Origin of the sequence: Luteibacter anthropi (assembly GCF_011759365.1) — a bacterium.
Classification (GTDB): Bacteria; Pseudomonadota; Gammaproteobacteria; order Xanthomonadales; family Rhodanobacteraceae; genus Luteibacter; species Luteibacter anthropi.
Genome location: NZ_JAARLZ010000003.1, coordinates 120,232 through 143,844, shown reverse-complemented (window position 1 = coordinate 143,844; position 23,613 = coordinate 120,232). Strand labels below are relative to the sequence as shown.

Genomic DNA, 23,613 nt, shown 5'->3' with positions numbered 1-23,613 from the left:
CCTGCCAGTGCAACCGGGAGGTGGCAAAGGGCCCGCGCTCTTTCAAGCTCGCGACTCCGCAATCAGGTACTGGCCGGGCGGCACGCCATGGGCTTGGCGGAAGGCCGCGGTGAAAGCGCTGGCACTGCTGTAGCCCAGGTCAAATGCGATGCGGGTGACCGACTGACCTTCGGCCAGCCGGGCAATGGCCGCCAGCAGGCAGGCCTGTTGGCGCCATGCCGCGAAACTCAGGCCGGTGTCTTCACGGAACCTGCGGGTGAACGCGCGGCGACTCATGCCGATTTCCCCGGCGACCTGGTCGATGATCATGGCGATGGATGGTTCAGCGAAGAGACGATGGCAGATTTGCGCAAGTCGCGCGTCCATGGGAAGCGGCACGCGCAGGGGCAAGGTAGGCATGGAAGCCATTTCTGCGATCAGCAAGGACATGATCTTGCCGGCGCGGCTATCCACCTCGTACAGCGCAGGCACATCGATGGCCGCTTCGATAAGTTGCCTGAGCAGCATCGAGACTTCGTAGATCTCGCAATGCCCTGGCATGCCGGCGGCATCCGCGTCGTCTTGCGCAACGAAGATATTGAGCATGGTCACGACGCCCGCCATGGTCATTTCATGCGCTACGCCCGACGGTATCCAGCATGCGCGCCCGGGCGGCACCAGCCATCGCTCGTGGGAGGTCGTCACGCTGATGCTGCCACGGGACGCATAGGCGAACTGGCCGCGTCGATGGGCGTGCATCGCGAAGGTGCTACCGGAAGCATGGTCGTTGGCGGTAGCTACGATGCTTCGCGGAGTATCTTCGTAGGGATCGAGCAGGATGTTACGCATGGCCCGAATTCTATAGTGAAAGGCCTGTTATCGATGGCAGGCCTGGGAGGCTTCGGCCACCATGAGCCACACCTTTCGCATCGGATCGATCATGGCTCCTGCTTTTCATCGTGTCGGCCACGGACCGCACCCCGTGCTCGTATTGAATGGCTGGTTCGGGGATGCCCGTTCCTTCGACGCCATGGAGCCGTGGCTGGCAACGGATCAATTCAGCTACGTGTTCATGGACTATCGAGGGTATGGCAAGCGCAAGGACGAAGCCGGGCAATACACCATCGACGAAATCGCCGGTGATGCCGTTGCACTTGCCGACGCGCTTTCATTGGCCCGCTTCAGCCTGATCGGGCACTCGATGGGAGGCATGGTGATCGAGAAGATCGCGATACGCGCGCCAGGTCGTGTGCGGTCATTGTTGCCCATTGCTCCCGTGCCCTGTGGCGGGGTGCGCTATGACGTCGCCACCCGGGCGTACCTTGAGGCCGCCGTCCACAGTGCAGCTCACCGGCGCAGCATCATCGACCGCAGCACGGGTGGTTGCCTACCCGCGACATGGCTGGACTGGAAGACGGAATACTCGCTGGCTACGTCATCACCAGCGGCTTTTTCAGGCTACTTCAACGCATGGGCCGATACGGATTTTTCCAGCCAGATCGAAGGCGTGCATCCCTTGAACGTGATCATTGGAGAGCGCGATCCCGTCTTCAACGCGGATCTCATGGCGAAAACCTATCTCAAGCGTTACCCGGGCAGCTCACTGTCGATCATGCCGGACGTGGGGCATTACCCCATGAATGAAGCGCCACTTGCACTGGTGTCGCTGATCGAGGCGTTCCTGCGAACGGTATAGGTCGCCCAATAGCCTGACTTCATCGGTGACGATGGCACCATCGTATGACCACAAGTGATGACGCTTCGCTATGCGCCGAACGTCGTCACCACGAAATCGATGAAGCTCCGCAGTTTCGGCGATCGGTGGTTCGGAAGATGTACGACATGCATCGGGCGGCTGGGTAACGTGTCATCGGCGAATAGCTGTACCAGGCGGCCGGCCCGCACATCATGCTGAAGCAGCACGGCGGGCTGCATCACGATGCCAAGACCATGCAGGGCCGCCTGACGCAAGGCCCCGCCGTGATTGACGCGCAGGCGGCCATCGATGGCGACGCGATGTTCTCCTTCGTCATCGGTGATGCGCCACGGCGAAGCGGCCGACCAGCTGAAGGACAGGCACTCGTGGTGACTCAGGTCTTCGGGCTTTGCAGGCGTGCCGTGCCGCGAGAGGTAATCGGGCGATGCGCAGATCATCATCCGGTAGGGAGCCAGGGCGCGCGCGACCAGTCCGGAGTCGGGCAGGGTGCCGATGCGTAACGCGGCGTCGAAGCCTTCGTCCACGAGGTCGGCCGTGCGGTCGGACAGCGAGAGATCGATGCGCACCAGGGGATAGGCGGAAAGATAGGTGGCAAGCGCAGGGACCAGCGCCTCGCTGCCGAACGATACGGGCGCCGTCACCCGCAACGTACCGGTAGGTGCCGCTTGCTGGTTCTGCGCCTGCATATCCGATTCGCCGACCATGCGCAGGATCTCCTGGCAGCGCAGGTAATAGTCCTGTCCGAAGCCGGTAAGGCTCTGCCGGCGTGTGGTGCGGTTGAGCAGCCGGGTGCCGGCACGCGCTTCGAGGGAGCGCAGGTGTTTGCCGGCCATGGTGGGCGAGATGCCGCTCGCCTCTGCGGCTGCCTGGAGGCTGCCCTTGTCGACGGTATGGACGAAGACCTGCATGGCGGCCAGGAGATCCATTGCGCACCCTTGGTTTCTTATGAATGAAATGATTGGCTGATTATCGCCTCATGGCGTTTAATCAAACTAGGCCATCTTTTCAATGAAGGCCTGTCCCATGTCCACCACGCATTTCCCCGCCCGCTTTGCCGGCCGCACCGCTCTCATCACCGGCGGCGGTACCGGCATGGGCCGGGCTGCCGCACTTCGCCTCGGCCTGGAAGGTGCCAACGTCGTCGTCGCCGGGCGTCGTCCGGCCGAACTGGATGCGGTTGTCCAGGAGATACAGTCGGCGGGCGGTACGGCGCTGGCGATTCGTGCGGACGTCACGGATGCCAGCCAGGTCGAGGCCATGGTGGCTCGCACCGTCGAAGCGTTTGGTGCCCTGCACATGGCGTGGAACAACGCAGGCATGCTGGGAGCCTTCGCACCGGTGCACGCGTCAGAGCTGGCCGATGTCGATGCGATCCTCGCCACCAACCTGCGCGGTGTCTACGCCTGCCTTAAACACGAGATCGCCGCGATGCTGTCCGCTGGAACGACGGGTGCCATCGTCAATACATCGTCTTGGACAGCGCATGGCGCCATGCCCGGTGTCGCCGCCTATGCAGCCAGCAAGGCAGGGATCGATGCCATCGCGCGCAGCGTGGCCTTGGAGGTGGGCGAGCAGGGCATCCGTATCAACAACGTCAGCCCCGGCGTCATCGTCACGCCGATGTCGCGCGATGCGCTGGGGAGTGCCGCTGCAATGAAGCCATTCGTCCAGCACGCGGCTTTGCGCCGGGTGGGACAGCCGGAAGACGTAGCCGACGCCGTGCTGTGGCTGCTCTCGGACGAGGCTCGTTTCGTCACCGGCCAGAGCCTGCTCGTGGATGGCGGTTTTACTGTTGGAGGCCTTCGTCCGTGGTTGAACGAAGCCGTATCGGCAGCGATTTGATATGCCCTGGCGGGATATCGAAACAACTCACGGCAAGAGCGTATTTACATGCGAACGTGTCAGCGCCGACGGATGGTCCGAATCATTCCTATAGACGTCCAGACGCGATAATCCGGATGCCTTCGTTTTGCGGGTTTCATCACGTTCGCATGGCATCCATATGAAGGTCGTCATTTGCCGAAAGATTCATGAAAGATTCGGCGCTCTTTGCTCGTCCGGGCACTGGGGAGGGAAGACGTAGAGGCAGGTGTGTCGCGATTTCCTGCGAGGGGACGCAGGGTCGCTTATCACCAGCGGGGCCAGGGAGGATTCCGCACAGCCTGAGCGTCATCGGTGCCAGCGCTTCCGTCATGCGGAAGCAACCACGGGCTAACGAAGGACCACACATGAAGATCGATGCTTTCGCTTTGGGGGTTACCCGCAAGACAGCACTGACGCTTGCCGTCGCGCTGGCGATGTCTTCACTTTCCGCACATGCCGATGACGCGTGGGTCTCCACGAACACGCACGCAGCCATTTCGCCGACGGTGAGCACGCAGGTGCAGGCCGCCAGCACTGCCGCCACGCCGGTGGCATCGGGTTATACGCTCAACGTGACGGGTGCGCCGCATATCGACGGCGCGGCCGTGACGGCGCTGGAAGCGGATCATCCGCTGCACGTCGTGGTGAACCTGAAGCTGCGCAACCAGGATGCCCTGCAGGCTTTCCTCTCTGCCGTGAACACCCCGGGCAATGCGCTGTTCGGGAAGTTCCTGACGCCGGATCAGTTCAAGGCACAGTTCGGTCCGACGCAGGCCCAGGTCGACGCCGTGGTGGCTCACCTGCAGCAGGCCGGCTTCACCAACATCCAGGTTACCCCCAACAACCTGCTCGTTTCCGCCGACGGTAACCCCGGTGCTGCGGCCAACGGCTTCCATACCTCGCTGAAGCGTTTCAGCGCCAACGGCCGCGAGTTCTTCGCCAACGATACGCCGGCCCTCGTGCCGGCCTCGCTGGGTGACTCGGTCAACGCCGTGCTCGGCCTGCAGAACGTGTCGGTGAAACACACGCTGCATCATGTCTACAAGCCCGAGAACGTGACGGTGCCCGGACCGGCATCGAGCACGCGCGCTGCTGCGGCCGTTGCTGCCCATCATCCCCAGGATTTCGCCACGATCTACGGTGGTTCCAGCCTGCCGGCCGCGACCAATACGGCCGTGGGCATCATTACCTGGGGCTCGATCACGCAGACCGTCACCGACCTCAATAGCTTCACGTCGAGCGCAGGCCTTGCAACCGTCAATTCGACGATCAAGAAGGTCGGCAGCGGCACCTTCGCCAACGATACGGATTCCAACGGCGAGTGGTCGCTGGACAGCCAGGACATCATCGGTATTTCCGGTGGCGTGAAGCAGCTGATTTTCTACACCTCGCCCAACGGCGATTCGAACTCGTCGGGCATTACCGATGCCGGTATTACCGCGACCTACAACCAGGCGGTGACCGACAACATCGCGAAGCTCATCAACGTGTCGCTCGGCGAAGATGAAACCGCCGCGCAGCAGAGCGGTACGCAGTCCGCCGATGACGCGATCTTCCAGCAGGCCGTGGCCCAGGGCCAGACCTTCTCGATCGCTGCCGGCGATGCGGGTGTCTACCAGTGGTCGCAGGATCCGCTGTCCGGTGCGCCGGGCTACGTCGCCAACTCGGCTGGCACGGTGAAGATCGACCTCACCCACTACTCGGTCAGCGAGCCGGCCAGTTCGCCTTACGTGATCCAGGTCGGTGGTACGCAGCTGTCCACCAGTGGCACCACGTGGTCGGGCGAAACGGTGTGGAACGAAGGCCTGTCGGCCGTGGCGCCCAGCCAGGGTGACAACAACCAGCGCCTCTGGGCGACCGGTGGCGGCACCAGCCTGTACGAGACCGCGCCGTCGTGGCAGTCGTCGGTATCCAGCTCCACCAAGCGCGTGGGTCCGGATATCTCCTTCGACGCGGCCTCGTCGTCCGGTGCGCTGATCATCGTCAACGGACAGACCGAGCAGGTCGGTGGTACCTCGCTGGCGTCGCCGCTGTTCGTCGGTGCCTTCGCTCGTATCGAATCGGCCGCGAACAACGGCATTGGCTTCCCGGCCTCGAAGTTCTACCAGGCCTTCCCGACGCAGACCTCGCTGCTGCATGACGTGACCTCGGGCAACAACGGCTACCAGGGCCACGGCTACAACGCGACCACGGGCTTCGACGAAGCCACCGGCTTCGGCAGCTTCGACATCGGCAAGCTCAACACCTACGCCCAGGCCAACTGGGTGACCGGCGGCAACACCGGCGGCGGTGGCGGAACCACCGGCAACGTGCTGCAGAATGGCGTGGCAGCCACTGGCCTCGCTGCGGCGAAGAACGGCCAGGTTGCCTACACCGTTGCGGTGCCGGCAGGCGCCACCAACCTGAAGATCGCCATCTCTGGCGGTACCGGCGATGCCGACCTGTACGTGAAGTTCGGTGCGACCCCGACGCTGTCCAGCTATGACTGCCGTCCGTACCTCACGGGCAACAACGAGTCGTGCAGCTTCTCGTCGGCACAGGGCGGCACGTACTACATCCTGCTCAATGGCTACGCCGCGTTCTCGGGCGTCTCGCTGAAAGCTACCTGGACCAACTGACCTTCGTCAGTGGCGATGGACCGCAACGCCCCTCTGCAAGGAGGGGCGTTTTTTCTTTTTTTGCAGGAGCGCGCCTCGCGCGCGACCGATGTTCGCGGCAGGCCCCGGGTCGCTCGCAAGGCGCGCTCCTGCAGTGGCAGCGCGTTACCATTCAGTTTTTCTTGACCGGAGCGACATCGTGCACATCCATGGCAGCTGTCACTGCGGCAACATCGTTTTCGACCTTGCGTGGCCAGGTGAACCACCGGTTCCCACGCGGGCGTGTACCTGTACTTTCTGCCGCAAGCATGGCGCGGCATGGACGGCGAATCCCTCGGCTTCGCTGGATATCCGCTTTCGGGACGCGTCGCGCGTCTCGCGGCATGAATTCGGAACGCGTACGGCGCAGTTCCATGTCTGCCAGGTCTGCGGGGTCGTTCCCGTGTGTACCAGCGATATCGAAGGGCGTCGCTATGCCGTGGTCAACGTCCGCACCTTCGATGGTGAGGTTCCTGTGGCGGATCCCGTGTCGGTCAGTTTCGACGGGGAGGGGGAGGATGACCGGCTGGCCCGCCGCGCGAGGGGCTGGATCGGCACGGTGACCATGGGGGCGTGAGCCGGGCTGCTTGTGTAGGAGCGCGCCTTGCGCGCGACCGGTTGTCGCGAAACCGTGGGTTCACTGCCATACCGGTCGCGCGCAAGGCGCGCTCCTACAGTGCCTCGTCTCAAATTTTGTTGAGACAGGGGCTGTCGGGCCTGCGTCCGGCCCGTCTCCGGGCATCTGGAACCCTTCACGCGGCAGGAGCTTACGAGGCTCGTTCTCCTTGCACGATGGAAGAAAAATGCGATAGAATTCGTGAATCTTAAAGCGCCGTTGACGAATATTCCGGCTTTCGTGTCCGCGGCGTTTCAGGAACTTTCTTTTTACAAGAAAGCCTCCTCGTGAGGCTTTTTTGTTGGGCGCATGGAAGCGTCCTGCGACACACTGTGAGCGCCGTCAGGGCATCGCGGAGGGCGCTGGAGGAGAGTGTCGGGATACATCGGCGACGAAAGGAATGGGCCGCTTGAGCCCTTTTTTTGTTTCTGGCGACCGGAAAACCGCAGGCATCGTGGACAACAACGCACTATCACAGCGCTTCTCCGACATCGTGGCCGAACTGGGCCTCGAAGTCCTGGGTATCGAATTTTCCCCGTCCGACGGGCAGAGCACGCTGCGCGTGTTCCTGGATGTCACGGCAGCCGAACGCGAGCGTCGCGAGGCCGCCGAGATTCCGCCGGAGGTGAACATCGAGGATTGCGAGGCCGCCAGCCGCGAGTTCTCCGCATGGCTCGACGTTGAAGATCCGATCCCCGGCAACTATGTACTGGAAGTCTCCTCTCCCGGCATCGACCGCCCGCTGTTCACGGCGGAGCAGTTCGCCCGGGTGTCCGGCCAGGAAGTAAAGGTGCTGCTGAAGGCCCCCATCGAGGGTCGCCGGCGCCTGAAAGGCAACGTCGTTGAAGTAAACGGCGAGCACATTGTGCTGGAAGGCGAGGCTGGCCGATTCGAATTCGAACATGCGGACGTCGAAAGCGCCCGCGTGGTACCCGACTGGGTGGCCCTCGGCTATGCGCCGCAGCCGAAGCCCAAGCCGGGCACCAAGAAGAAAACCAAATAACGAAACACGAAACGACGGGGTGCCCCAGTGGTGCCCTCATGGGAGTAGCGGCAATGAGCAAAGAAATTTTGCTGGTAGTCGACGCGGTCGCCAACGAGAAGGGCGTGCCGCGCGAAGTCATTTTCGAAGCCATGGAAGCGGCGCTGGCCTCGGCCGCCAAGAAGCGCTACCCCGATGAGGACCCGGACATCCGGGTCGTGATCGACCGCAACACGGGCGATTACGAGACCTTCCGGAGCTGGACGATCATCGCCAATGACGGCGAGATGGAAGACCCGTCCTACGAGATCCGTCTCATGGACGCCGAAGACGAAGCCGAAGGACAGGCGGTGGAAGTCGGTGGTTCGATCGAGCATCAGGTCGAAAACGCCGAATTCGGCCGCATCGCCGCACAGGCCGCCAAGCAGGTCATCGTGCAGCGCGTCCGCGAAGCCGAGCGCCAGCTGGTGGTCGACGCCTTCCAGGATCGCGTCGGCGAGCTAGTCACGGGCATCGTCAAGCGCGTCGAGCGCGGCAACATCTACCTCGACCTGGGCAGCAATGCCGAGGCCTTCATCCCGCGCGACAAGACGATTCCCCGTGAATCTCACCGCGTCGGCGACCGCGTGCGCGGTTACCTCTACGAGGTGAAGTCGGAAGTCCGTGGTCCGCAGCTGTTCGTCTCGCGCAGCGCCCCGGAATTCATGATCGAGCTGTTCAAGCTCGAAGTGCCCGAAGTGGGCCAGGGCCTGGTCGAGATCAAGGGCTGTGCCCGCGATCCGGGCGACCGCGCCAAGATCGCCGTGGTGGCTCACGACAGCCGCACCGATCCCATCGGCGCCTGCATCGGCATGCGCGGTTCGCGCGTGCAGGCCGTGTCCAACGAGCTCAACGGCGAGCGCGTGGACATCATCCTGTGGCACGAGAACCAGGCCCAGTACGTCATCAATGCGATGGCCCCGGCCGAAGTCCAGTCGATCATCATGGATGAAGAAAAGCACTCCATGGATATCGCGGTGGCCGAGGACAAGCTGTCCCAGGCCATCGGCCGCGGCGGCCAGAACGTGCGCCTGGCCAGCAAGCTCACGGCCTGGCAGCTCAATGTGATGACGCAGGACCAGGTCACCGCCAAGAGCGAAGCCGAGCAGCAGGCAGCACTCAGCCTGTTCATGGACAAGCTCGAGGTCGACGAGGAAATCGCCGGCATCCTGGTTTCCGAAGGTTTCTCCTCGGTCGAGGAAATCGCCTACGTGCCCAGCGCCGAGCTGCTCGCGGTCGAGGGCTTCGACGAGGACATCGTGGAAGAACTCCGCGCCCGTGCCCGCGACGCCCTGCTCAACGAAGCGCTGGCCGTGGAAGAAAACGTCGAAGGCCCGTCGCAGGAACTGCTCGATCTCGACGGCATGGACGAGGCCACGGCCTTCGCCCTGGTCGAGCGCAGCGTGAAGACCCTCGACGACCTGGGCGACCTGGCCGTCGACGAACTGATCGATATCGAAGGCATGACCGAGGAGCGCGCCAAGCAGCTGATCATGGCTGCCCGCGCACCGATGATCGCCCGTCTGGAGAAGGGTGGCTAAGCGCGGACCGGAAGCGCCCTGGAAGGGCGCCTCGAGGAGGGCTGAAATGCCCTCCACCAAGGATGGAGGCAGCCGTACGGGTCATCGAACGGCACGTAAGGTGGGTACGCGCGGGAACGGCGGAGAGTAAAGAACGATGTCGGACGTCACAATCAAACAACTGGCACAGGTCCTGGAAATGCCAGTCGAGAAGCTCCTTGGGCAGCTCGACAAGGCCGGGATGAAATTCAACAACGCGGATCAGGTCATCAGCAGCACCGAGAAGGTGAAACTGCTCGGATTCCTGCGCCGCACGCATGGCAAGAGCGACACCGCCGTCGAGGCCGAGGATTCGGCTCCGCGCCAGATCACGCTGAAGCGCCGCACGGTCGGCGAGCTGAAGGTGAACTCCGGTACGGGACGCAGTGCGGGTCCGGCCAAGACGGTCAACGTCGAGGTCCGTGCCAAGCGCACTTACGTCAAGCGCAGCGTCATCGCCGAGGACGCCGCTGTCGACGGCGACCGTGACGACGCCTCGCTGCAGCACGGCGAGTCGCACGACCAGCACGATCACGATGAAGCGCTGCTCCGCCAGGAAGCCGAGCGTCGCCAGGCCGAAGAGGCCGCGGCAGCACGCGAGGCCGCCGAAGCCGAAGCTCGTCGCAAGGAAGAAGAAGCCGCCGAAGCCCGTCGCAGGGCGGAAGCCGAGCAGCAGGCCGCGGCCGAGCGCGCTCGCGCCGATGCCGAGGCACGTGCTGCCGCAGAGGCTGCCGAAGCCGAAGCGCGCGCCAGCACCTCGCCGGCCGGCACCGCATCGGGTGACGATGCGCCGACCCATCAGGTTGCGAAGCTCGATACGCGCTCGCTGGGCATGATCCTTCCCCGTATCCATGAGCCGCGCAAGCGCGAGCGCGTGGTGTCCAAGCCTGCGCCGCCTCCGGCACCCGCTCCGGCCCCCGCACCCGTTGCCGCTGCGCCCGCTCCGGCAGCTGCCCGTCCGGCGGCACCGGCTGCCCGTCCGGCGCCGGGCGCCGCTGCGGCTGCCAGCGATGCGCGCGGCAACGCACGTCCGAAGCACGGTGGTGGCGGTGGTGGCGGTAACGCCGGCAACGGCGGCCGCAACGACCGCGAGTCGGGCGGCAAGCGTTTTGCCGGTGGCGAAATGCACCTGTCGGATGCCGACCGCGCCCGCCGCTCCAGCGGCAAGGGTGGTCGTGGCAAGCCGGGCAGGGGCGGTCGCATCGAACCTAACCGCGGCTCGGCCTCGTCGGGCGGTCCGCACGGCTTCACGCGTCCCACCGCTGCGGTGGTGCGCGAGGTTGTCATCGGCGACAACAACGTCGTGGCCGAGCTGGCACAGAAGATGGCCGTGAAGGGCGCCGAGGTCGTGAAGACGCTCTTCAAGATGGGCGTCATGGCGACCATCAACCAGACGATCGATCACGACACCGCCGCGCTGGTGGTGGAAGAACTCGGTCACACGCCGGTTCGTGCCACCGACAACGACGCGGAAGCGGCGCTGGCCTCGCATACGCAGAACGCGGAGCTGGACGGCGAGAAGATTTCCCGTCCGCCGGTCGTGACCATCATGGGTCACGTCGACCACGGCAAGACCTCGCTGCTCGACTACATCCGTCGTACCAAGGTCGCTTCGGGCGAAGCGGGCGGCATCACGCAGCACATCGGCGCTTACCACGTCGAAACCAGCCGTGGCGTCGTTACCTTCCTCGACACCCCGGGCCACGCGGCGTTCACCGCCATGCGTGCCCGCGGCGCGCAGTCCACGGATATCGTGGTGCTCGTGGTCGCTGCCGACGACGGCGTCATGCCGCAGACGCAGGAAGCCGTGAAGCATGCGCGTGCCGCCAAGGTGCCGCTGATCGTCGCGCTTACCAAGATGGACAAGTCCGACACCAATGTGGACCACGTCAAGCAGGGCCTCGCGAACCTCGAAGTCATCCCGGAAGACTGGGGCGGCGACACGCAGTTCGTGCCCGTCTCGGCCAAGACCGGCATGGGTATCGACGAACTGCTCGACGCCATCTCGATCCAGGCCGAAGTGATGGAGCTGAAGGCGGTTGCCGACGGTCGCGCTTCCGGTGTGGTCATCGAATCCAGCCTCGATCGCGGTCGTGGTCCGGTGGCGACGGTGCTCGTGCAGCAGGGCACGCTGAAGAAGGGCGACTTCGTCGTCTGCGGCGTGGAATACGGCCGCATGCGCGCCCTGATCGACGAAACGGGCAAGCAGGTTGCCGAAGCCGGCCCGTCCATCCCCGTGCAGGTGCTGGGTCTGTCCGGCGTGCCGGAGTCGGGTGACGACTTCGTGGCCGTCGAAGACGAGCGTCTCGCCCGCCAGGTGGCTGCCGAGCGTCAGCAGAAGCGCCGCGAAAACCGCCTGGTCACCAAGTCGAACCGTCTGGAAGACATCATGGCCCAGATGGGCCAGGGCGAAGGCCAGCAGACCCTCAACATCCTGGTCAAGGCCGATGTGCAGGGTTCGGTCGAAGCACTGCGCGACTCGCTCACCCAGATCGGCAACGACATGGTGAAGGTGAACGTCATCGCCTCCGGCGTGGGCGGCATCACCGAGTCGGAAGCCCAGCTGGCAGCGGCCTCGAAGGCGCTGATCATCGGCTTCAACGTCCGTGCCGACGCCTCGGCGCGCAAGGTGATCGATACCTCGGGCCTCGATGTCCGTTACTTCTCGATCATCTACGACGTCATCGACCAGGTGAAGCAGGCAGCGTCCGGTCTGCTCGGCGTGGAAATCCGCGAAGAGATCATCGGTGTTGCCCAGGTCCGCGACGTGTTCCGTTCGTCGAAGTTCGGCGCGGTGGCCGGTTGCATGGTCATCGAGGGCATCGTCAAGCGTTCCAAGCCGATCCGCGTGCTGCGCGACAACGTGGTGGTCTTCCAGGGTGAACTGGAATCGCTGCGCCGCTTCAAGGAGCTGGTGGACGAAGTCCGCAATGGCACCGAGTGCGGTATCGCCGTGAAGCAGTACAACGACGTGAAGGTCGGCGACCAGATCGAGTGCTTCGAGCGCATCGAAGTCGCCCGTACGCTCTAAATCGCAAGCCAACGCCTCCCCGGTACGCCGGGGAGGCTTTTATCGTTTATAGGAGGCGGATATGCCGTCCCGTGATTTCAAACGCACCGACCGCGTCTCCGCCGAACTCCGTCGCGAGATCGGCCTGCTGGTGCATGCCGCCGTGCGTGACCATGGCTTGCCTTCGGTGAGCGTTTCCGACGTGGAAACCACCAAGGATCTCGACGTCGCCACGGTGTGGGTCACCGCGTTGATGCCCGAGAAGTCAGTCGAGGCCGTCAAGGCGCTCAAGGATCTGGCCAAGGAATTCCGTCGCGAGCTCTCGCGCACGATGCGCCTGCGTCGCGTGCCCGAGCTGCGCTTCAAGTACGACGAATCGGTCGACCGCGGCGAACGCATCGAAACCCTGCTACGCGAAAACCCGGTCCCCCCGGCCCCGGCCGAAGACGAATAAAAACATGTAGGAGTGCGCCTTGCGTGCGACCGGTCATCGCGATAACCGTCCCGGTATTCGCCATTCCCGGTCGCGCGCAAGGCGCGCTCCTACAAAAGCTCATGTTTCTGGATTTATGAACCGCCGCACCTTCCGCGACATCCACGGCATCCTGCTGCTCGACAAGCCGCTCGGCCTCAGCTCCAACCAGGCCTTGCAGACGGCGCGCCGTCTCGTGGGCGCCGCCAAGGGCGGCCACACCGGCAGTCTCGACCCGCTGGCTAGCGGCCTGCTGCCGCTGTGCTTTGGCGAGGCCACCAAGATCGCCGGCTGGCTGCTTGGCTCGCGCAAGGCCTACGAGGCTGAAGTGCGACTGGGCGTCACCACCACCACCGCCGATCTCGAAGGCGATGTGGTCGAGACTAAGGCTGTGCCTGAGCTGGACGACGCCACCGTCGAGGCGGCGCTGGCGCCGCTGCGTGGCCATATCGTCCAGATTCCCCCGGCCTACTCGGCGATCAAGCAGGACGGCGTGCCGCTCTACGTCCGCGCCCGGCGCGGCGAGGCCGTGGACGTGCCGGCCCGCGAGGTCGATGTCTACCGCCTTGAGGTACTGGGCAGGGAAGGGGATACGGTTCGTCTCCTCGTGGAGTGCGGTTCGGGCACCTATGTGCGCAGCCTCGCCGTGGATTTCGGCGCGAACCTGGGCTGCGGTGCCCACCTGACCGGCCTTCGCCGGACCTGGGTCGAGCCGTTCATGGCGCCGGCGATGATCACCCTCGACCAGCTTCGGGAGGCCGCTGAAACCGGTCCCGATCCGCTCGATGCCTGCGTGCTGCCCGTCGAGGCGGGGCTGTCACATATTCCCCGGGTGGAACTTGACCCGGCCCAGAGTCGCGTGCTGGGCTTCGGCCAGCCGGTGCCGCTGACCGGCGTGGCCGCCGGGCGCTGCGGCGTCTGGGGTGCCGACGGACGCCTCATGGCACTGGGGGAAGTCGGGGAGAGTGGTATTCTGAAGGTTCTCAGGGGCTTCAATCTGCCCACGGAGTGACTGCACTTGTTGCCGCTACTCCCGGGACGTTACAATTACGTGCTCGTTTAACGGTTTTCATCAAAAGCGAGGCTTGCGCAACTTCATCGGGGGCCGTTGAGGTTGCTCAAGTCTCGCATCCGCTTTTAAGGAATCGATACACATGTCGCTCACTGTCGAACAGACCAGCCAGATCATCAAGGATTTCGGCCGCAAGGAAAACGACACCGGCTCGACCGAAGTCCAGGTCGCCCTGCTGTCCGCCAACATCACCGCGCTGCAGGATCACTTCCAGGCGCACAAGCAGGATCACCACTCGCGTCGTGGCCTGCTGAAGATGGTCAACAAGCGCAAGACGCTTCTTGCCTATCTGAAGAAGAGCGACTTCGCTCGCTATCAAACCCTCATCGAACGCCTCGGCCTGCGTCGCTAATCCAACGAAACAGGACGAGGAGAGATCTCAGTGGCGAAAGTAACCAAGTCATTCCAGTACGGTAGTCACGAAGTCACACTGGAGACGGGCGAAATCGCCCGGCAGGCCTCCGGTGCTGTCATGGTCAGCATGGGCGGCACCGTCGTCCTGGTGAGCGTGGTCGCAGCCCCCAAGGCGCGCGACGGTCAGGACTTCTTCCCCCTCACGGTCGACTACACGGAGAAGTTCTACTCCGCCGGTCGCATCCCGGGTGGCTTCTTCAAGCGCGAAGGCCGCCCGACCGAGAAGGAGACGCTGACCTCGCGTCTCATCGATCGCCCGCTTCGTCCGCTGTTCCCGGAAGAGTTCCGCAACGAAGTGCAGGTCATCGCACAGGTCGTGTCGCTGAACCCGGAAGTCGACGGTGACATCCCGGCGCTGCTTGGCGCCTCGGCTGCCATGGCCCTTGCCGGCGTGCCCTTCAAGGGCCCCATCGGCGCCGCCCGCGTCGGTTACGCCAACGGCCAGTACCTGCTGAACCCGACGGCCACCGAGCTGAAGACCTCCGACCTCGACCTCGTCGTGGCCGGCACGGCCAACGCCGTGCTGATGGTGGAATCCGAAGCCAAGCTGCTCAGCGAAGACGTCATGCTCGGCGCCGTGGTCCACGGCCACCAGCAGATGCAGGCGGCGATCAACGCGATCAACGCCTTCGTCGCCGAAGCTGGTGCCAAGACCTTCAAGTGGGAAGCCCCGGCTCCGAAGACCGCGCTGTACGACGCCGTCAAGGCTGCCGTCGGCAACCGTTTCGCCGAAGCCTTCCAGATCCGCGACAAGCTGGCCCGTCGTGATGTCATCGGCGCGCTGAAGACCGACGTCAAGGCTGCCATCGTCGCCGACGCCGAAGCCAATGGCTGGACCGACGCCGACATCGGCGCCGCCTTCGGTGAAGTCGAATACCGCACCCTGCGTGACGGCGTGCTCGCCACCAAGGTCCGTATCGACGGTCGCCAGCTCGACGACGTCCGCCCGATCTCCGTCCGCGTCGGCGTCCTGCCGCGCACCCACGGTTCGGCGCTGTTCACCCGCGGCGAAACCCAGGCGCTGGTCATCGCCACGCTGGGCACCACCCGTGATTCGCAGATCATCGACGCGCCGGAAGGTGAGTCGAAGGACACCTTCCTGTTCCACTACAACTTCCCTCCGTTCTCGGTGGGTGAGACGGGTCGCTTCGGCGCCCCGAAGCGTCGCGAGATCGGCCACGGCCGTCTCGCCAAGCGTGGTGTGCAGGCCGTCAAGCCGACGATCGAAGAATTCCCGTACGTGGTCCGCGTCGTCTCGGAAATCACCGAGTCGAACGGTTCCTCGTCGATGGCTTCGGTCTGCGGCTCGTCGCTCGCGATGATGGACGCCGGCGTGCCGCTCAAGGCGCCGGTGGCTGGTATCGCCATGGGCCTGGTGAAGGAAGGCAACGACTTCGTCGTGCTCTCCGACATCCTGGGTGACGAAGACCACCTCGGCGACATGGACTTCAAGGTGGCCGGTAGCGCCGATGGCGTGTCCGCGCTGCAGATGGACATCAAGATCGACGGCATCACCGAAGAGATCATGCGCACGGCGCTGGCCCAGGCCAAGCGTGGTCGCCTGCACATCCTCGGCGAGATGGCCAAGGTCATGAGCACGGCCCGCTCGGAAATGTCCGAGTACGCACCGCGCCTGCTCACCATCAAGATCCACCCGGACAAGATCCGCGAAGTCATCGGCAAGGGCGGCGCCACCATCCGCTCGATCACCGAAGAGACCGGCACCACCATCGACATCACCGACGACGGCAACGTCGTGATCGCTTCGGTCAATCGCGAAGCCGCCGAAGCGGCCCGCAAGCGCATCGAGCAGATCGTTTCGGACGTCGAGCCGGGTCGCATCTACGAGGGCAAGGTCGCCAAGCTGATGGACTTCGGCGCGTTCGTCACCATCATGCCGGGCAAGGACGGCCTCGTGCACGTCTCGCAGATCTCCAGCGAGCGCGTCGAGAAGGTCTCCGACAAGCTGAAGGAAGGCGACATCGTCAAGGTCAAGGTCCTCGAAGTCGACAAGCAGGGCCGCATCCGCCTGTCGATGAAGGCCGTCACCGAAGAAGAAGGCGCCGCGGGCTGATTGATCGGTCTGTGGTGTAAAAAGCCCGGCATCGCAAGATGCCGGGCTTTTTTATGCCCGCCATACCCGTCACGGATCCCAGTCGTTGTAGGAGCGCGCCTCGCGCGCGACCGGTTGAAATGGAGAACCGCATCGCCCTGACCGGTCGCGCGCAAGGCGCGCTCCTACAGGTTCAGGCTGACGATGGAGATCGTGAACGAAATGGCCTTGTGCCGGTCGCGCGCAAGGCGCGCTCCTACAAGAGCGGGGCTGGCGAGGTACGATTAGGGTATGTCCGAAAAGACCAATGATTTCATCGACCAGTACCAGGCCCTCGTCCGCGATGGTGTGGAAGCCTGGTCGCGCCAGTTCGATCCCAAGGCCGAGCCGGTGACGCCGCCGTCGCCCGATATCGTCGGCCGCCTGTTCTCCGGGCTGGACGGCTACGGCGACTGGCTCCGTTCCATGATGAACGGCATGGCTCCCCCGTCGCCCTTCGGTGGGGCCGTGCCTCCCTTTGGTCAGCCCGGCGCTGGCGGCGTGCCGCCGTTCGGCCCAACGGGCTCCGCCGGAACACCCTTCGACTTCGGTTTCGGCCCGCCGCCTGGCGCCCGACCGGGCACCGAACGCTTCGACGACTGGGCTCGCGTAGCCCGCGAAGTGTTGTCCCTGCCAGCCTTCGGCATCACCCGCGAACAGCAGGAAGAACAACAGGCCCTGTTGCGCGCCTGGATCGACTACGCCGAACAATACGGCCGCTACCAGACCCTGCTCCAGGGCGTACACGACCGCGCTTCCGAAGCACTGCGTCGCCAGCAGGCGCCGACGGATGCCGAGTCCATGCGCTCGCTGTACGACCGCTGGGTGAATCTCGCGGAAGAAACCTACGCCGAAGCTGCGCTATCGGCGGAATTTCGCGAAGTCTATGCCGCGCTGGTGAACGCCCAGATGCGCCTGAAGCTGCTTCAGCAGCGACAGATCGAGCGTTTCTCCGCGCAGGCAGGCATGCCCACCCGCAAGGAAGTGGACAGCCTCGGCGAGCGTCTTCAGGCCATGCGTCGCGAGCTGCGCCACATGCAGGGTCTGGCTGCGGAAGTCCAGTCGCTGAAGGCGGAAATCGCCACGCTGAAGGGCGCACCGAAGAAAACCACCCGGTCCCGCTCCCGATGACGGACTCGCCGTTCCATATCGATCCGGAGCGCGCCCGTGCCGAAATGGACGCCTTCCGCCGCAAGCTCGAAGCCGGCATGGAAACGCTGCGGCATGTCGGGCCGGTGGAGCTGGGCACGACACCACGCGAAGCCGTCTATCGCGAAGACAAGCTCACTCTCTGGCACTTCAAGGGCGCCGACAAGCCGACCGCGAAGGTGCCGCTGCTGATCTGCTATGCGCTGGTCAACACGCCGTGGATGGTCGACCTGCAGGAAGACCGTTCGATGGTGCGCAACCTGCTGGCGCAGGGCGAAGACGTCTACCTCATCGACTGGGGCTATCCGGATGGCGCCGACCGCTGGCTGACCCTGGAAGACTATATCGATGGTTATCTCGATCGCTGCGTGGACGAAGTGGCCCGTCGCCACGGCGTCGATGCCGTGAACCTGCTCGGCATCTGCCAGGGCGGCGTGTTCTCACTGTGCTACTCGGCACTGCATCCGCAAAAGGTACGCAATCTCGTCACCATGGTGACGCCGGTGGACTTCCATACGCCGGACAACATGCTGTCGCACTGGGCCCGCAACGTCGACATCGATCTTTTCGTCGACACCGTGGGCAATGTGCCTGCCGACCTGATGAACTTCGCGTACCTCACGTTGAAGCCGCTACGCCTGAACCAGCAGAAATACGTCGGGCTGGTCGACATTCTCGACAACCCGAAGGAGCTGGAAAACTTCCTGCGCATGGAAAAGTGGATCTTCGACTCACCCGACCAGGCCGGCGAGACATTCCGTCAGTTCGCGCGCGATTTCTTCCAGAAGAACCTGCTGATGCAGGGTAGGGTGCAGATCGGCAGCCACACGGTGGACCTGCGCAAGGTGACCCAGCCGGTGCTGAACGTCTACGCCGAGCAGGATCACCTGGTGCCACCGGCCGCTTCCACGCCGATGCGCGACGTCATCGGCAGCAAGGATTACACCGCGCTGGCCTTTCCAGGCGGTCATATCGGCATCTATGTGTCCGGGCGCGCGCAGAAACTGGTGCCCCCGGCCATCCACGAATGGCTGGACAAAAGGTAAGGGCAGCATGGTCGTACGTTGGTCCAAACTGGCGATGGTGCTCGCACTTGCAGCCTTCGCCCTGGTCGTCGCTTTCGACAACCTGATCGACTACGGCTCCAACTTCGCCTTCGTGCAGCATGTGCTGTCCATGGACACCACGTTCCCCGGCAATGCGCTGATGAGGCGTGCGATCACCTTGCCGCTGGCCTGGCATGCGGGCTACATCGCGATCATCGCCGGCGAGGCGCTCACGGCCGGCCTGCTGGTGCTCGGTGCCATCGAGCTGTTCCTCGCACGCCACCAGTCGGCCACCATGTTCCAGCGCGCCAAGCGCTTCGTGGTGGCGGGCTGCACCGTGGGCTTCCTCGTGTGGTTTTTCGGCTTCATGGTCGTCGGCGGCGAATGGTTCGCCATGTGGCAGTCGAAGACATGGAACGGCCAGGAAGGCGCCTTCCGTTTCTACATGGCCCTGCTGGGCGTCCTGGTCTTCGTCAACCAGCCCGACCAGGATCAAAACCTCCTGTAGGAGCGCGCCTCGCGCGCGACCGGGCCGTGTCGCCCCACTCACGATTCCAAACCCCCTGTAGGAGCGCGCCTCGCGCGCGACCGGACCGGCGCGCGCCGCTCACGATTCCACTCCCCCTGTAGGAGCGCGCCTTGCGCGCGACCTGACCGCCGCGTCCCGCTCACGATTCCACACCGGTCGCGCGCAAGGCGCGCTCCTACAGGGTAGGTGGAGGCATGCGATAATGGGCTGATGAACAACCACGCCTCCCACGACTCCATTCGCGCCGTGCAGTGGCACGGCGACCGCCTGCGCCTGCTCGACCAGCGCCGCCTCCCCGCCGAGGAACTCTGGTTCGACTGCCTGACCTACGACGACGTCACCCGCGCCATCCGTGACCTCGCCGTGCGCGGCGCGCCGGCCATCGGCATTGCGGCAGCATGGGGCGTGGTGCTCGCAGCGAAAGCGGGCGACGACCTCGTGAAGGCACTTGCCGTCCTGCGTGCCGCACGGCCCACGGCGGTGAACCTGATGTGGGCGCTGGATCGCATGAAGTCGCGCATCGAGGCCGGTGCCGACGCAGACGCGCTGGAGCGTGAGGCGCAGGCCATCCAGGACGAAGACCTTGCTGCCAACCGTCATATGGGCGAACTGGGCGCGGCGCTGATCGAAGCGGGTTCGCACGTCATGACCCACTGCAATACCGGTTCGCTTGCCACCGCGGGCTATGGCACCGCACTGGGCGTGATCCGCGCCGGTGTCGAGGCGGGCCGCATCGAACACGTTTATGCCGGCGAAACGCGCCCCTGGCAGCAGGGTGCCCGCCTCACCATGTGGGAGCTGGTCCGCGACGGCATTCCCGCGAAGCTCATCGCCGATTCCGCCGCCTCGCACCTCATGAAGGACGGCAAGGTGAAGTGGGTCATCGTCGGTGCCGACCGCATTGCCGCCAACGGCGACACGGCCAACAAGATCGGCACCTACCAGCTCGCCATTGCTGCCCGCCATCACGGCGTAAAGTTCATGGTGGTGGCGCCGTCCACCACCGTGGACATGGCCACCGCGAACGGCGACGACATCGAGATCGAACTGCGCGACGCCACCGAACTGCTCTCCGTAGGCGGCACGCGCACGGTCATCGAAGGCGCCGATGCGTGGAACCCCGTGTTCGACGTAACCCCGGCCGAGCTGATCGACGCCATCGTCACCGAGCGCGGCGTGATCCTGAAGCCCGACGAAGAACAGATGCGGATCATGTTCCCGTGACAGCGCTCCGTCGCGAGCTGGCCCTTTTCGCCGTCGGTGGCGTGCTGGGTTTCGCGATCGATGGCGGCATCGCCCAGTCGCTCGTGCGGCTGGCCGACTGGAACGTCTACAGCGCCCGGGTCGTTTCCTTCCTGGCTGCCGCTACCTTCACCTGGTGGTGGAGCCGTCACCAGACCTTCGCGGATCGCGAATCCGGGCGTGACCAGCGCTCGGAATGGCTGCACTGGATGGGCCTGATGCTCGTCGGCGCAGCGATCAACAACGGCACCTACGTGCTTGCGATCTACCTCTTTCCCGTGCTGCACGCATGGCCGATCGTGGCCGTGGCGGCAGGTTCGGTTGCAGGCGCGGCAGCCAACTTCGTGCTCGCCCGCGCGCTGCTTTTCAATGCCCCCAAGACAGAAGTTTAAGTTGCTGATTTTACGGGGTTTTTAGCTGTCTTTTTGACGGCTTCTATGGTATGATCGTTGGGTTGGGTCGACCGCGCCGCGACACCGTGGCTGCATGCGGTCGGCGGGGGCATTTTCACGGATTTTCCAGGAAGCCGATTGATGGCAGAACTCGCCAAAGAAGTCATCCGCGTCAACATCGAAGACGAGATGCGTCAGAGCTATCTCGACTACGCGATGAGCGTCATCGTCGGGCGTGCGCTGCCCGATGTCCGTGACGGCCTGAAGCCGGTGCACCGACGCGTACTGTTCGCGATGAACGAGCTGGGCAATGCCTGGAACAAGCCGTACAAGAAGTCGGCGCGCGTGGTCGGTGACGTCATCGGTAAATACCACCCGCACGGCGATGCCTCGGTCTACGACACCATCGTCCGCATGGCCCAGCCGTTCTCGCTGCGCTACATGCTGGTCGACGGCCAGGGCAACTTTGGTTCGGTAGACGGCGACAACGCCGCGGCCATGCGATACACCGAGGTGCGCATGGCGCGCCTTACGCATGAGCTGCTGGCGGATATCGACAAGGAAACCGTCGATTTCGGCCCCAACTACGACGAAAGCGAAAGCGAGCCGCTGGTGCTTCCCACCCGCGTGCCGAACCTGCTCGTCAACGGTTCGGCCGGTATCGCGGTGGGCATGGCGACGAACATCCCGCCGCACAACATGACCGAGGTCATCAACGCCACGCTGGCGCTCATCGAAGATCCTTCGCTGAGCATCGACGACCTCATGACCCACATCCCGGGTCCGGATTTCCCCACCGCCGGCATCATCAACGGCTCGTCGGGCATCATCGAGGCCTACCGCACCGGTCGTGGCCGCATCCTCGTGCGCGCGCGCACCGAGATCGAAACCGAAGCCAACGGCCGCGAGACGATCCTCGTCCACGAGCTGCCCTACCAGGTGAACAAGGCGCGTCTGATCGAGAAGATCGCCGAGCTGGTGAAGGAAAAGAAACTCGAAGGCATCAGCGAACTGCGCGACGAGTCCGACAAGGACGGCATGCGTGTGGTCATCGAGATCCGCCGCGATGCCATGGCCGACGTGGTGCTCAACAACCTGTTCCAGCAGACCCAGCTGCAGGTCACCTTCGGCATCAACATGGTGGCGCTGCTCGATGGCCAGCCGAAGCTGCTGAACCTCAAGGACATCCTCGAGGCGTTCATCCGCCATCGTCGCGAGGTGGTCACTCGTCGCACCATCTTCGAACTGCGCAAGGCCCGCCAGCGTGCGCATATCCTCGAAGGCCTCACGGTGGCGCTCGCCAACATCGACGAGATGATCGAGCTGATCCGCACGTCGAAGTCGTCGCAGGAAGCGCGCGAGCGCATGGTCGCCCGCAAGTGGGAGCCGGGCCTGGTCCGCTCCCTGCTGGCCGCCTCGGGTGCCGAATCCTCGCGTCCGGAAGACATGGACCCGCGTGACGGCCTCAGCGAGGCCGGCTACCAGCTCTCCGAAGCCCAGGCCACCGAAATCCTGCAGATGCGCCTGCATCGCCTGACCGGCCTGGAGCAGGAAAAACTCTCCGACGAATACCGCGAGATCCTCAAGGTCATCGGCGAGCTCATCGAGATCCTCGAAAATCCTACCCGCCTGCTCGAAGTCATTCGCGAAGAGCTCGAACAGATCCGCACCGACTACGGCGATGTGCGTCGCACCGAGATCCAGCACTCGCAGGAAGACCTCAACGTCCTCGACCTGATCGCGCCGGAAGACGTGGTGGTCACGCTGTCGCACACGGGTTACGTGAAGCGCCAGCCGGCCAGCCTGTATCGTGCGCAGCGTCGTGGCGGCAAGGGCCGTTCGGCTTCGGCACTGAAGGACGAAGATGTCGTGCAGCAGCTTTGGGTGGTGAACACTCACGACACGCTGCTCACCTTCACCAGCACCGGTCGCGTGTACTGGCTCAAGGTGTACCAGATGCCGGAAGCGGGTCCGGGCGCGCGCGGCAAGCCCATCGTCAACCTCCTGCCGCTGGGCGAGGGCGAGAAGGTGCAGGCCTTGCTGCCGGTGCGTGAATACGATCCGGAGCACTTCGTGTTCTTCGCCACCCGCAACGGCACGGTGAAGAAGACGCCGCTCACGGAGTTCGCGTTCCAGCTGCAGAAGGGCAAGGCCGCCATCAACCTCGACGAGGGCGATGCGCTGGTGAATGTCGCCATGACCGACGGCAACAGCGATGTGCTGCTGTTTGCATCCAACGGCAAGTCGGTGCGCTTCGATGAAGACACCGTGCGCTCGATGGGTCGTACGGCCACCGGTGTGCGCGGCATGCGTCTTTCCGACGACGCCGAAGTGGTGTCGCTCATCGTCGCCAGGGGTGAGGGCGATATCCTCACTGCCACCGAGCGTGGCTACGGCAAGCGCACGGTGCTCGACGAGTTCCCGAAGAAGGGCCGCGGCACGCAGGGCGTCATTGCCATCCAGTGCTCCGAGCGCAACGGCAAGCTCGTGGCGGCCACCCAGGTCACCGAAACCCAGCAGCTGATGCTGATTTCCGACCAGGGCACGCTGGTGCGCACCCGCGTATCGGAAGTGGCCCAGGTGGGTCGCAACACGCAGGGCGTCACGCTGATCAAGCTGCCCAAGGACGAAACCCTCATCGGTGTCGTTCGCCTGGAAGCCGAGGAAGAGATCGAGGACGGCGACATCGAAACGCCGGTCGGTGATGTCCCCGCCGACCTGCCGCCGACGGAATCCGGCCCGGTCGATGGCGACACGGAATCCCCGGAAGCCTGATAAAAAACCCGCCGAAAGGCGGGTTTTTT

Annotated in this window: 19 protein-coding genes; 17 read left to right on the top strand and 2 right to left on the bottom strand. The window is 64.3% G+C overall.

Annotation, left to right across the window (positions count from 1 at the left end):
• Positions 1-42 precede the first annotated feature (42 nt).
• Complete coding sequence (locus HBF25_RS06055) at positions 43-828, bottom strand: AraC family transcriptional regulator (RefSeq protein ID WP_166947064.1); 786 nt, start codon at positions 826-828, stop codon at positions 43-45.
• A gap of 61 nt (positions 829-889) precedes the next feature.
• Here HBF25_RS06055 and HBF25_RS06050 point away from each other — a divergent pair, with 61 nt between their 5' ends.
• Positions 890-1,675, top strand: coding sequence for an alpha/beta fold hydrolase (locus tag HBF25_RS06050; protein WP_243853096.1), 786 nt, complete (start codon positions 890-892; stop codon positions 1,673-1,675).
• Between the two features lie 68 nt (positions 1,676-1,743).
• Here the strand turns inward: HBF25_RS06050 and HBF25_RS06045 are convergent, their stop codons facing one another.
• On the bottom strand, positions 1,744-2,622 hold the full coding sequence (locus tag HBF25_RS06045; protein ID WP_166947063.1) for a LysR family transcriptional regulator: 879 nt from the start codon (positions 2,620-2,622) through the stop codon (positions 1,744-1,746).
• 97 nt (positions 2,623-2,719) lie between these two features.
• On the opposite strand from HBF25_RS06045, the gene HBF25_RS06040 reads away from it, so the two are divergent.
• From HBF25_RS06040 to gyrA, 16 genes are all read left to right on the top strand, one after another.
• Positions 2,720-3,538, top strand: a complete 819-nt coding sequence (locus HBF25_RS06040) for an SDR family NAD(P)-dependent oxidoreductase (RefSeq protein WP_166947062.1) — start codon at positions 2,720-2,722, stop codon at positions 3,536-3,538.
• Between the two features lie 386 nt (positions 3,539-3,924).
• On the top strand, positions 3,925-6,177 hold the full coding sequence (locus HBF25_RS06035) for a protease pro-enzyme activation domain-containing protein (protein ID WP_166947061.1): 2,253 nt from the start codon (positions 3,925-3,927) through the stop codon (positions 6,175-6,177).
• A gap of 133 nt (positions 6,178-6,310) precedes the next feature.
• A complete protein-coding gene (locus HBF25_RS06030; protein WP_208392447.1) occupies positions 6,311-6,772 on the top strand; it encodes a GFA family protein in 462 nt (153 codons plus the stop codon).
• A gap of 493 nt (positions 6,773-7,265) precedes the next feature.
• Positions 7,266-7,814: a ribosome maturation factor RimP gene (locus tag HBF25_RS06025; RefSeq protein WP_166947325.1), complete on the top strand. Its 549-nt coding sequence runs from the start codon at positions 7,266-7,268 to the stop codon at positions 7,812-7,814.
• Between the two features lie 53 nt (positions 7,815-7,867).
• Positions 7,868-9,373 carry a transcription termination factor NusA gene (gene nusA, locus HBF25_RS06020; protein ID WP_166947060.1) on the top strand — a complete coding sequence of 502 codons (1,506 nt, stop codon included), beginning with the start codon at positions 7,868-7,870 and terminating at the stop codon, positions 9,371-9,373.
• Between the two features lie 136 nt (positions 9,374-9,509).
• Entirely contained in the window at positions 9,510-12,422 is a 2,913-nt protein-coding gene (gene infB / locus HBF25_RS06015) for a translation initiation factor IF-2 (RefSeq protein WP_166947059.1), read from the top strand.
• 61 nt (positions 12,423-12,483) lie between these two features.
• Complete coding sequence (gene rbfA, locus HBF25_RS06010; RefSeq protein ID WP_166947058.1) at positions 12,484-12,855, top strand: 30S ribosome-binding factor RbfA; 372 nt, start codon at positions 12,484-12,486, stop codon at positions 12,853-12,855.
• 115 nt (positions 12,856-12,970) lie between these two features.
• Positions 12,971-13,885, top strand: a complete 915-nt coding sequence (gene truB / locus HBF25_RS06005) for a tRNA pseudouridine(55) synthase TruB (RefSeq protein ID WP_166947057.1) — start codon at positions 12,971-12,973, stop codon at positions 13,883-13,885.
• Positions 13,886-14,027: 142 nt separating this feature from the next.
• A complete protein-coding gene (rpsO, locus tag HBF25_RS06000) occupies positions 14,028-14,297 on the top strand; it encodes a 30S ribosomal protein S15 (protein ID WP_166947056.1) in 270 nt (89 codons plus the stop codon).
• Between the two features lie 30 nt (positions 14,298-14,327).
• Complete coding sequence (pnp, locus tag HBF25_RS05995; RefSeq protein ID WP_166947055.1) at positions 14,328-16,433, top strand: polyribonucleotide nucleotidyltransferase; 2,106 nt, start codon at positions 14,328-14,330, stop codon at positions 16,431-16,433.
• Between the two features lie 270 nt (positions 16,434-16,703).
• Positions 16,704-17,582, top strand: coding sequence for a poly(R)-hydroxyalkanoic acid synthase subunit PhaE (locus tag HBF25_RS05990; RefSeq protein WP_166947054.1), 879 nt, complete (start codon positions 16,704-16,706; stop codon positions 17,580-17,582).
• Complete coding sequence (locus HBF25_RS05985; protein WP_166947053.1) at positions 17,579-18,646, top strand: class III poly(R)-hydroxyalkanoic acid synthase subunit PhaC; 1,068 nt, start codon at positions 17,579-17,581, stop codon at positions 18,644-18,646. The genes HBF25_RS05990 and HBF25_RS05985 overlap by 4 nt, the downstream gene beginning before the upstream one ends.
• A gap of 7 nt (positions 18,647-18,653) precedes the next feature.
• The gene (locus HBF25_RS05980; protein ID WP_166947052.1) at positions 18,654-19,154 is read left to right on the top strand and encodes a DUF2165 family protein; all 501 of its coding nucleotides are present in this window, start codon (positions 18,654-18,656) and stop codon (positions 19,152-19,154) included.
• 231 nt (positions 19,155-19,385) lie between these two features.
• Positions 19,386-20,399, top strand: coding sequence for an S-methyl-5-thioribose-1-phosphate isomerase (gene mtnA, locus HBF25_RS05975; RefSeq protein WP_166947051.1), 1,014 nt, complete (start codon positions 19,386-19,388; stop codon positions 20,397-20,399).
• Positions 20,396-20,809, top strand: coding sequence for a GtrA family protein (locus HBF25_RS05970; protein WP_166947050.1), 414 nt, complete (start codon positions 20,396-20,398; stop codon positions 20,807-20,809). The genes mtnA and HBF25_RS05970 overlap by 4 nt, the downstream gene beginning before the upstream one ends.
• 141 nt (positions 20,810-20,950) lie before the next feature.
• Complete coding sequence (gene gyrA / locus HBF25_RS05965; RefSeq protein ID WP_166947049.1) at positions 20,951-23,584, top strand: DNA gyrase subunit A; 2,634 nt, start codon at positions 20,951-20,953, stop codon at positions 23,582-23,584.
• Positions 23,585-23,613: the final 29 nt, after the last annotated feature.